The following is an 8,572-nucleotide window of genomic DNA, read 5'->3' as shown; positions in this document are numbered from 1 at the left end:
CGAAGTCATTTAATCGCTGTTTAATGTAGCAAATGGTCTTTTATTAAACTGTCTACTTTATAGGGTTCAGTTCATAAAAGTGAGTACCTGGTACTTTTTATGTTTATTCGTCATATGGTCTAAACTTACTCATTTGAGTGACCTATTCTTTCAATGCAGCATGTTCAAAGTAGTTATTTACAACTTTCGGTACATTGTCAGTTAAAAAATTATCCCATTTAATTTTATTTAAAGTAGCTTTGTCAATGTCAAATGACATCACTAATACATCTTTTTCATTTCCATAAGTATCAACAAGTGGGTAATACCAATGCACTTTGACTTTTTCAAAATCGTTCATTTTACTAAGGGGCTCAAGAATTTTTTTGGAATCCATCCACATCCCTTTTTTAGTCATATTTACTGAAAAGTTTTCGTTAGCATTTAATTGAACGATAAATCCCTTACCGTTATCTTCATTAGTAACAGCATAGCTTTTGACAGTGTCCTTTTTTTGATTGTTCTTTTTGCCTAGTTTATCTGTAATTATTTTTTTTGCTTTATCAGCAAGATCTTCATCCTTGTTCTTTTTCTTTTCTTCCTTTTCAGCTTTTTCTTCCTTTAATTTATCTTCTTCTTTTGCCTGCTCTTTATTTTCTTTTGTTTCAGTCGAAACTTCTTTTTTAGCTGATTCTTCTTGGTTCGTCGTATTATCTTTCTTCGCATCTTCCTTCTTGTCTCCACCACCAGCAATGGCACCGATTACAAACAATGCAACGATTAAGATAAACCACCATTTTTTGTAGAATGGTTTTTTCATGTAAAACAGTCTCCTTTGTATATGTTGTTAGTACTATTAGATTATATCAACATTGGCATGTGTTGTCAGTAAGTAATTGGAATAGGTAGGTATAATTACATAAATGCTAGAGTATTGACATAGAGGTATTAAACATTATAGTTAACCGCATGAATGTAGAAAGTACATAAAAATGTTTGGTACCCCAGATGTACCCCAAAAGAGTATTTGAAAATATACAATAATATTAAAATCAAAAAGTGTGGTACACTATAGAACGTTGATAATACAGCAATCTATTTATAGGGAAATACATAATATAAAATCATTTGAACTCTGGGAGAAAAACACACCGCCGAAATGGTTGTCATAAAAGTCACGAAACACTCGTTTAAAATACGAGTGTTTTTTAGCGTTAGCAGAGGTAAGGGGCGAGTTTTCTCGTCTTCCCTCTACAGCTTTAATGGTCGGCTCATATTTACACGCTGCATTTGAAAGTAATGAGGCATTCACTGAATTTAAAGAGCTAAATCACCACACCATTTATAACAATCGTGGCAACAAGTATAAGGACTACGAAAAAGCTGACGACATGATTGATACCATTAAAAATGACGAGATTTGTATGTTCGCTTTGCAAGGTGAAAAAGAGGTTATCTATACAGGCGAATTATTTGGTGTAGGGTGGAAAATCAAAGTAGACAACATCAATCATGAACGTGGATTTTTCAGTGATTTAAAGAGTACTCAAGAGCTTAGGAAACGCCACTGGAGCGAGAAATATAATACTTTGGTTTCATTTGTACAAGCCTTCGATTACGTGCTGCAGATGTGGGTGTATCGAGAGATCATCTATCAAAATACAGGTCGCTACTATGATCTATAGATTGTGGCAGTAACTAAAGAATCGCCGCCAGATAAATCAGTTTTACACTTGAATTCAGGGCGTTTCGACTTTGAAAAGGAATATGTTCAAACGATGCTAGCAAACATTATAGCAGCGAAACAAGGTCGTAAAAAGCCACATAGATGTGATAGGTGCGGATATTGCGGGTCCACAAAGAAGTTAGAAGGTACATTCGAAATTTGATTAGGTGGTGAAAATGGATGAATAATGTAACCCACAAAGTTTTTCTTAAGGGTTTACTTGTCATTTCCTGCGCTTACCCGGGAAATTATTTTTTATTTCCTAACCTGATTGTTAATAAATCTATGGTAAAAATTCGAATATAAGGAGAGGCGAGGGCGAATGGCTAAATACAGATATGTCTACACAACTTTTTGTTAGAGTCCAGCCATTTGATAAAGCAGTTTTCTTTGTTTTTGATGTTTCCGATGTTTTGAATATATTCAATATTATCCACCTCAGTATATAAGATGTTACTAGTATAGGAATTTATTTAACGAAAGACCATGGTTATGTTAACCATCCGAATATTCGAAATTTTTCACTGAACAATATAAGAAAAAACCATAACGAGGTCGTTACAGCAAACTAATGAAAAATATGAGGATTGTGTCTGATAAATTTTGTGTAATAGGGAAAGAGGTTCATTTTCTTGAGTATTTAAGTTTATGTAGTTCCTTTGTTAAATATTGAACTTGCTTTTCTAATTCATCTATTTTATTTAAGTAGCTATGATTGTTGGTATTTGATTGTTGGGATTGAGCTTCCTCCAAAGCCATCATTGCTGCAATAGTAGATAAACCGTCACCTAATGTAGTAATTAGTCCACCAATTACAGCAAGCTTAGCAGCATCATTTTCGCCATTCGATAAAAAGTCATTAATATTAAAAGTATCTTTGTGTTTACTCAAATGTTAACCTCCCTAAACTAATCAGTTCTATATCTTATTCTGTATCCTATTTTATAATTCGTGTTTAAACCAAAATGTTCGATAACAAAAGGAGGAAATGGAAGTTACTTTTTTAGTCTGAATGAATTTACAAGGTGCTTAAGTAAAAGAGGCATTTACCCTTGAGCAATTAGGAATTGATAAAAATCTAACAGTCGGAGAACTCCAAGAGGCTGTCGCTGAGAGTTATAACAATGGGCTTGGGAACAGCTATACGATGGTTTTGATTTTGTAGATTAATGCACAAAAAAGCCGCAGCGTGATCAGACGCTACAGCTCGAATTGGTTTATGCCCTTTGACGGTGCTTAACAACATTATTATACCACACCGTAGGAGGGCAAACCTATGTTAAAAGAAAGAGCACTAACCACCAGATGCTTTAGATTCAATGATTACAGACTACCACTGGATGGTAACGCCATCAAAGAAATGCGAGCAGAAATGATTGTTGGGGCAAAAACGGCACAGTATGGTATCGAGGCTACACTACCAATTAATAATGTCTTTTTGTTTTTGTTCTAATTTTTAACAAAATTTACAATTTGAAAAATTTCTTGAAAATTTTGGTTGCGTGTGTAAAGATATGAATGTACTTCAAAATCGAAAGGGGCTAGTGATATGAAAAACACAAAGCGCGTTATTAATCCAAAAGGTTTTCGATTTAATGTATTAAGTTTAGCGGTGGTTTTAATGCTTACTATTTGTACATTTTTTGTAGGCGGAAATACAACTACTTTAGCTGCACCTGTATCTGTGTATTTAAGTGATGAGTTAACTCCAACTTCAGTTACAGGAGATATAGAGCAAATGACACCTGATTATTTTTCTTATAATAAAAACCAATCGTTTTATAAAACACAGTTATCTATTAAAGGTGTGAAATATGAAAAAGGGATTGGCTCGCATTCAAATAGTTCAATTAAGTATAATTTGAATGGACAGTATACTAAATTTACAGTTGATGTAGGAATTGATGATCAAGTAGCGCCGGGTCATGGTTCTGTGAATTTTGTGATAATTGCTGATGGCAAAATTTTGTATATAAGTCCGGTTAAAAAATCAAACGAACCAGCTGAACATGTAGAAGTAGATATTGCAGGGAAAAATACACTTGAGTTAGTTGCTTTTAATGCTAATGATAATATTGACAATGATCATGCCGACTGGGCAGATGCAAAATTGTTTAAATAAATAAAAATCACCTAGATGTATGAACCTCAAAAGTTAGACTTTAACCAGAATGGATTTCTCCGTTCTGGTTTTTAGTTTTGCTGAACAATTTGAGGGAATTAAATGAATGGGGAAGCTTAGTGAATAACAATTTTTAACGTATAGTCTAAGAAATGATTTCTATAATAAAAACGCCAACTTGCAAAGAAAAATATTGAGGTATTGAAGTGGTTAATGCGGATGAATATTTTAGTGATGCTGTAACAAGTAAAATGAAAACAGCTAAATTAGCACAAGTCACAAATATTGTAGGGCTACATAATAGAGGATGACCAGCAAAGCTAATTTAGCCAAGCTGGTCTTTTTCATTTACTTAGTCATGATCAAGCATAAGTCTTAAGCCTGATATGGTTTCAGTCTATTACTGTATTTACGAGCAAAATAAAACCTTGATATTCTATTTATAGAAAATATTTCTTGGTTTTAGGAAGTGTTTATCTTGAAATCAATTACTTATCTAAGGAGGCAATTCTATTATGAAAAATAAATTATCTGGGGTGTTAGCTGCTACATTAGCGTTAACGATGAGCCTACCAACAGGAGCGATGGCGTTTTCTAGCAGTCAGACTACGGTTGTAGTTAGCCAAGAAGTTGCTAGCCAAGAACTGAAAAAGATTGCGGCAGAGAAGGCTGCTCTACTCACGAAGTCCTATGAGACGACTAGTGTGCAGTATGCGCTAATTGATAATGGCCAAATTATTTTGTCGGGTCAGACAGGTAAGAACGATATGAAAGGGAAACAGCCGCTGACCAAAGATACCCAATACGGGATTGGTTCAGTCAGTAAAATGTATGCAGCGGCGGCTGTAATGAAATTGGTCGACGAAGGAAAAGTCGATTTGGATACTCCTGTCGTCCACTATGTTCCTGATTTCCAGATGAAAGACGAGCGTTACAAACGTATTACGCCACGTATGCTGTTGAACCACTCCTCTGGCTTGCAAGGTACTGAGTATAGCAATAATTTTTTATTTAAAGATAATGATACCTATGCCCATGATAATTTGTTGCGACAATTGTCCAACCAGAGCTTGAAGGCGGACCCTGGCGCGTTCTCGGTATACTGCAACGACGGCTTTACGCTGGCTGAGATTATGGTGGAAAAAGTCAGCGGTATGAGCTTTACCGAATTTATACATCAACGGTTTACAGAACCCTTAAAGTTAAATCATACGAAAACGCCGCAGGACGAATGGGAAAACGATAAGCGGGCTGGACTTTATTTTCCAACGTACCAAGGGCAGCTTCCTACTGAATTGGTGAATGTGATTGGTACGGGAGGGATCTCTTCCACAGCAGAAGATATGGTTCGATTCTCACAATTATTTATGGGACATGGAAAAGGAATCCTCTCCGATAAGGTAGTCAGGGCGATGGAGCAAGAGGAATATAAAAAAGGAATGTGGCCGGGGGATGGAGATAATATTATCAACTATGGTCTTGGCTGGGATAGTGTGAAACTACATCCATTCAGTGAATATGGGTTAAAGGGATTGGCTAAAAACGGTGACACGGGACTGCAACATGCTTCACTGGTCGTCCTTCCTGAACAGAAGATGGCAGTGGCTGTGTTATCATCCGGCGGTAGCAGCTCTACAAATCAACTGATGGCGACTGAATTACTGCTCGCAGCCCTTAAAGAGAAGGGCACAATTAAGGATATCAAGCCGAACAAATCCTTTGGCAAGCCGGTCAAAGCCAAAATGCCTCAAGACATAGCAAAGAAAGCGGGTTTTTACGGCAATAGTTTCAGTCATTTCAAAATAGAAATTACGAAGAATGGAGAACTGATCTTACCATCTAATCCAGAAGAAAAATATGTATATACTGCGGATGGAAGCTTTATTAATGAGACAGGTACCTCCAAGCTCAACTTCGTCACAGAGAAGAATAGACGAACATATTTGAGGGAGAGCACATTTATATCGGTGCCAGGTTTAGGGCAAGCAGCGGCTACTCAATATTTAGCTGAGAAACTAGAAGACAATGTGCTATCGAAGGAAACCACTGCCGCATGGGCGAAGCGGGAAGGCGTTAAATTCTATCTCGTAAACGAGAAATATAGTTCTGCTCAATATCTCTTACCAATGATGCTTACAACACAAATTAATCGCAGTGAAGGTCTAGAGGGCTATTGGGACGGCAGAAAAATTACAGGCCCAAACACGGCTGCACATCAGCTCCAGATTCCCGTGATGACAGGTCGTGATACAACGGAATCTCGTTTCTATACAGAAGGCGGTAATGAATATATGGAGATGTCCGGATTGTTATACGTAAGTGGAACAAACGTGAAACAGCTTGATGCAAGCCAATCATCCAAGTTACGCTACAAGCAAATGGGCATGCGAAATGGTTTACGATCCCACAAGCGGTAGCAGGGAAAACGATGACCGTGACGTTGCCAGAGAAGAGTTCGTTCGCAGTGTATGATGAGAAGGGAGTAAATATCAACTTTACCGTTGTGAGCGGCAATAACAAAGTAAAACTGCCGAAGAATGGAACGGTTGTATTTGCTGGCGCGCCGAACTCGGAAATTGCAATCACGTTGAACTAGCTCCAATTCAAAGTAATGTAAGAGCTGTTATCGCAAATGGATATTCTGATGAAAAATTTAAAACACAAAATGCATTAACCCGTGCTCACATGGAAGCTTTCTTATCATTTGCAATGAAATATGGAAAAGATAATAAGTCTATAGTGTGGTGTATACATCCTTACTCGATTTAATCATTGTTTTAATGTTTGGCTTTGTTATTATTGCCTCGTCGATAATAAAAGTAAATCACAATCCGCTTCGATTGTAATAAAGACCAACAAAAAGCCTTCTCCATAACGGAGAAGGCTAATTTTTATTTTTGAGTAATACGCTCGAAAAAGGCATTTGTTTTTTCTATATCCGTTACATGTCGATTGCATGTTTGGCTATCTGCGCAAATGTAATTACTATAATTCGTGAACGTTCCAACGACTGGCCCTTTTACAGACGTTGTAAATAGGCCAACATCAGAATGGCGGTTACATAGTGCACATATTCCTTTAATTGTATTGTTAGAGAAAGTTCCTTTAATCGCTTTTAGCTGATCATCTTGTTCTAGTAGGACATATTTTCGATGTGTACCGGGATCATCCCAAGCTAAATAACAAATCTGCTGAAAGTCCATTTCTTCAAGCTTCGGTAGCTTGAGCTTTTTTTCCTTTTTAAATAGGCTCTTTAGTGTGCTTGCAGTGACTGCTTTGAATGCGATAACGTACGGTTTTAATTGCTCTAAATACGCTTCGCCATGAGCGCGATCGGTCACATTAAAAAGCTGTTCAATTAGCTGAGTTTCCGCAGTGGATAGCGCTAATTTTGCTGTAATTTCACTTTCAACAATACCATGAACGGCTAAGATAACGTTCTTATCCTTTGTCGTTGCAAGTGTTTGTATAATTTTATTCATTTGTTGCTCAAGTAAATGATAGTTTGCGACCGTTAAGAACGGCTGAATTGTTTGTTTTTCCATCTGAATTCACTCCTAAATAGTAGGCTTTTAATAAAGGTTACTGGCCTAAAGAGATCCTTCAATTTATGTTATTTGCGTTAACTTTTCTAGACCTCTTTGACCTGTAAAGTTTTTGGTCTAGAGCAAGCATTACAAAAGAATGCGTCCATTTCGATTCCTCCTTGAAAAGAAGCTACCCTAATTATAACATTTTTTAGGAATTATATAAAGTTAGAAAATTTAATTTATTCAAATGATAAAAAATGGTATAATAGTTTAATATTTGTTCGTTGCTGATAGTTGTGGATGACATTTTGAAAGAAGCATGTCGTGTGTATAGTTTGATTGGAGTGGAGATTGGACGCCTACAAAAAGTGCCCAGTCGGAACGGAAAATACCCTACACGATAAGGTGATGAACTTGAATTTGAAAGGGGGAGTTTTTATGAAACAGGTTATAGGTCATGAAAATTTATATGTATGGAGAGGGATTGTTAGTAACTAACATGGGATGTTTAGTGCTAATAGACCCTCCGAATTCTTAAGCTATTGAAACTCTAGGAGGACTATTATGCTAAGTCAACAAGGATTTAATTTATGGGCTGATGGTTACGATAAAACGGTTCAGCTAAGTGAAGAAATCAACCAATATCCATTTGCAGGATATAAAGAAGTATTAAATACGATTTTTAATGAGGTCATGCACAGTCCAAAGTCCACGGTATTAGACATTGGATTTGGCACAGGGGTGTTAACGGCAAAGCTATATGACAATGGGCATATGATCAATGGATTCGATTTTTCTTCAAAAATGATCGAAATTGCCAAAGAAAAAATGCCTGATGCAAACTTAATGGAGTGGGATTTGTCAAAAGGGCTGCCAACAGCACTACTTCATCAAAAATATGAAGCTATTATAAGCACCTATGCGTTGCATCATTTTACCGATGAAATGAAGGTGCAATACATTATAGAATTATTGCAACATCTAAAACCTGAAGGCAAAATTTTTATTGGCGATATTGCGTTTAATACAAGAGCGGACCTTGAAAAATGCAGTGAAGAAAGTATTGGCTATTGGGATGATGATGAAATTTACTTTGTCCATGGGGAAATGAGATCCTTATTAAAAGGAGTATGCCAATTAGAATTTTACCCGATCTCGCATTGTGGTGGGGTTTTTGTTCTTTCAAATTTTGCGTAGGTAGATGCGATAGAATAA

Annotated in this window: 6 protein-coding genes and 2 pseudogenes; 5 read left to right on the top strand and 3 right to left on the bottom strand. The window is 36.5% G+C overall.

Going from position 1 to position 8,572, the window contains the following annotated elements; translation table 11 throughout:
* Positions 1-142: 142 nt before the first annotated feature.
* Positions 143-799, bottom strand: a complete 657-nt coding sequence (locus tag AC3WSK_RS25565) for a hypothetical protein (RefSeq protein WP_492414922.1) — start codon at positions 797-799, stop codon at positions 143-145.
* Between the two features lie 403 nt (positions 800-1,202).
* Between AC3WSK_RS25565 and AC3WSK_RS25560 the strand changes: the two are divergent.
* Positions 1,203-1,868 (top strand): annotated as a pseudogene (locus AC3WSK_RS25560) (PD-(D/E)XK nuclease-like domain-containing protein); the annotation flags it as partial.
* Positions 1,869-2,329: 461 nt separating this feature from the next.
* Here AC3WSK_RS25560 and AC3WSK_RS25555 read toward each other — a convergent pair.
* A complete protein-coding gene (locus tag AC3WSK_RS25555; RefSeq protein WP_240518248.1) occupies positions 2,330-2,596 on the bottom strand; it encodes a translation initiation factor 2 in 267 nt (88 codons plus the stop codon).
* A gap of 385 nt (positions 2,597-2,981) precedes the next feature.
* Between AC3WSK_RS25555 and AC3WSK_RS25550 the strand changes: the two genes are divergently transcribed.
* The 3 genes and pseudogenes from AC3WSK_RS25550 (at position 2,982) to AC3WSK_RS25540 (ending at position 6,423) form a co-directional block, all read left to right on the top strand.
* Complete coding sequence (locus AC3WSK_RS25550) at positions 2,982-3,158, top strand: hypothetical protein (protein WP_427485068.1); 177 nt, start codon at positions 2,982-2,984, stop codon at positions 3,156-3,158.
* A gap of 96 nt (positions 3,159-3,254) precedes the next feature.
* The gene (locus AC3WSK_RS25545) at positions 3,255-3,827 is read left to right on the top strand and encodes an NPCBM/NEW2 domain-containing protein (protein ID WP_079561056.1); all 573 of its coding nucleotides are present in this window, start codon (positions 3,255-3,257) and stop codon (positions 3,825-3,827) included.
* Positions 3,828-4,342: 515 nt separating this feature from the next.
* A pseudogene (locus tag AC3WSK_RS25540) lies at positions 4,343-6,423 on the top strand (serine hydrolase domain-containing protein).
* A gap of 295 nt (positions 6,424-6,718) precedes the next feature.
* On the opposite strand, the gene AC3WSK_RS25535 reads toward AC3WSK_RS25540, so the two are convergent.
* Entirely contained in the window at positions 6,719-7,372 is a 654-nt protein-coding gene (locus AC3WSK_RS25535; protein WP_492414921.1) for a FusB/FusC family EF-G-binding protein, read from the bottom strand.
* Positions 7,373-7,921: 549 nt separating this feature from the next.
* Between AC3WSK_RS25535 and AC3WSK_RS25530 the strand changes: the two genes are divergently transcribed.
* Positions 7,922-8,554, top strand: a complete 633-nt coding sequence (locus AC3WSK_RS25530) for a class I SAM-dependent methyltransferase (protein ID WP_492414920.1) — start codon at positions 7,922-7,924, stop codon at positions 8,552-8,554.
* The last annotated feature ends 18 nt before the right edge of the window (positions 8,555-8,572 follow it).

Source organism: Lysinibacillus sp. EB271-A1-10B, assembly GCF_058791335.1.
This window is presented reverse-complemented; position numbering and strand designations above follow the sequence as displayed.

Bases quoted from the DNA above. Each gene is read 5' to 3' on its own strand.
- AC3WSK_RS25550 (WP_427485068.1), top strand. From the start codon at position 2,982: ATGTTAAAAGAAAGAGCACTAACCACCAGATGCTTTAGATTCAATGAT.
- AC3WSK_RS25545 (WP_079561056.1), top strand. From the start codon at position 3,255: ATGAAAAACACAAAGCGCGTTATTAATCCAAAAGGTTTTCGATTTAAT.
- AC3WSK_RS25535 (WP_492414921.1), bottom strand. From the start codon at position 7,372: ATGGAAAAACAAACAATTCAGCCGTTCTTAACGGTCGCAAACTATCAT.
- AC3WSK_RS25530 (WP_492414920.1), top strand. From the start codon at position 7,922: ATGCTAAGTCAACAAGGATTTAATTTATGGGCTGATGGTTACGATAAA.
- AC3WSK_RS25565 (WP_492414922.1), bottom strand. From the start codon at position 799: ATGAAAAAACCATTCTACAAAAAATGGTGGTTTATCTTAATCGTTGCA.